At 67.2% G+C, this 2,075-nt stretch carries 1 protein-coding gene; it reads right to left on the reverse strand.

Annotation, left to right across the window (positions count from 1 at the left end; translation table 11 throughout):
* Positions 1–192: 192 nt before the first annotated feature.
* On the reverse strand, positions 193–2,075 hold a 1,883-nt coding region (locus P792_RS0120195; RefSeq protein WP_051395963.1), incomplete at its 5' end, for a protein-disulfide reductase DsbD.

Consider the following 2,075-nt stretch of genomic DNA (forward strand, 5'->3'; position numbering starts at 1 on the left):
GCGAATTGTTTGCCAGAACGCAAATCCACTCCTCCCATTCCGACCCGCGCTCTCCGCATTTGCGCCGCTCGACGTGATCGAGCCGGACGGGCTGATCCGCGTTAACGGGCAGCAGGTTGAACTGCCCCGGAGCTTTTGGGGCCGTTTACACCCTGCCCGGGCCGAGCCGGGGCTGGTACAGCCAGCGCCCGGTTATTTGTCGTGGGGCGTTATGGTGCCTATGACCAGTCCGGGCGTCAGTATCTGTGGCAACACCACTGCCGCGCCATGTGCGGGCACAAACAGGTAGAATGGCACGCCATCGCGCCCATGTTTGCGCAAAAACGCGGTTATGGCGGGGTTGCGCTGTGTCCAGTCCCCCCGGAGCGTTATTACGCCATAGCGTGCCATGGCTGCCTGTGTCGCCTGTGTGTTGAGCGCCATGCGCTCATTGACAAGGCAGGTGATGCACCATGCCGCCGTCATGTCCACAAACACGGGTTTGCCCGCATTGTGCAGGGCGCGCAGTCGCTCCTCGGAAAAAGCCTCCGTGCCGGAGGGGAGGGCTGAAAGGCCCGGACCCGAGGCGGAGGGCGGGTTGGCGCCAGCCTGCGGCGCCTGCTCTAGCAGGGCGGGCAGCAGCGCCATGGCCGCCAAAAGCCCCAGCAGGGCCACGCCATACAGGGCCGTGCAGTCCCGGTCATGGCCCGCATGGAGCTGGCGCCTTTGGGTAATGCCGTAAACCCATGCCGCAAAGGCCAGGAACACCATGCCCGATGATACAAGCAAAACCGTTGTGGCCCCACCCTCCACCGCTGCGACCCACAGCAGCCACACGCAGGTGCCCAGTAACGGAAAAGCCAGAAACTGGCGCAGGTAGTCCATCCATGCGCCGGGGCGGGGCAGGCTTTTGGCCAGCGCGGGGCAAAAGGCCAGCAGCACGTAAGGGGCGGCAAGCCCGATGCCAAGTGCTGCGAAAATGACCAGTCCGGTTGCCGGGGGACCGGCCAGCGCCCCGGCAATGGCCACCCCCATGAACGGCGCGGTGCAGGGCGAGGCCACGGCCACGGCCAGCAGCCCGGTCAGCAGGTCATGCACCAGCCCGTGCCGGGGGGAGGAGGATAGGGCGAAGGCGGGCGGCAGGAAGACAAACACCCCCAGCAGGTTAAGCGCCATGGCGAAGATCAGCCATGTGATCGTGCCCACGAACATCGTGGACTGGAACTGGAACCCCCAGCCAGTGGCGGCCCCGCCCAGGCGCAGCGCCATGACCAGCGCGCCAAGGGCGGTAAAGCCCAGAATAACCCCTGCGGCATAGCTGATGGCGCTTTGCTTTTGGTGCAGGCGCTCACTCTGGCCCATGCGGGCGACGGCCAGCGCCTTCATGGCCAGAATGGGAAAAACACAGGGCATCAGGTTCAGCACCAGCCCACCCAGGAACCCCAGTACAACAAGGCGGAACAGGCCAGACGCACTTTCCCCCCCGCCATGGGGCGGCCCCGGCACGCCATTGCCGAGCGCTGCCAGATGGCCCGCCATCGGCTGCTCCCCTGCCGGATAGTCCCCTGCCGGGTCTGGGCTGGTCGCCCCCATGGCGGTTCCCGTTGCGGTCCCCGCTGTGGTCCCTCCTGTGGCGGTTCCAGCGGCGGCTTCGGCAGCGGTCCCGGAGGTGGTTCCTGTGTTGGGCTCGGTGGCAGGCCGGGCCGATGGCGCAATGGAGGGCTCACTGGCCATTGGGGGGGGCAGCGGGGTGGCCCGCACGCTCAGCGCGCGCTCCGTCCCATCGGGGGCCTTGAGCACCAGAATACCCGACAACGGCTTTGCAGGCGTAAAGTCAGCCGTGGGGTCAAGGCGCAGGGCAAGGCCCTCGGGGCCAAAGAGCAGGGCTTGCGGTGCGGCTTCCCCAATCCGCCCGCGCTCTTGCGGCATGAACCAGGCTTGCGCGACGGACTGGCGGTTCAACTCCCTGCCCTGAGCGCCAAGTACCCCTGTGGGGCTGATGCTCACCGGGTAGGGCGAGGGCACGGGCGTATGCTGCTCCGCCTGTGTAAACAGCCCCACCTGCGCGGACGGGCGAGGCGCGCCCACGGGCAGGG

It is taken from the genome of Asaia sp. SF2.1 (genome assembly GCF_000505765.1).
Taxonomy (GTDB): Bacteria; Pseudomonadota; Alphaproteobacteria; order Acetobacterales; family Acetobacteraceae; genus Asaia; species Asaia bogorensis.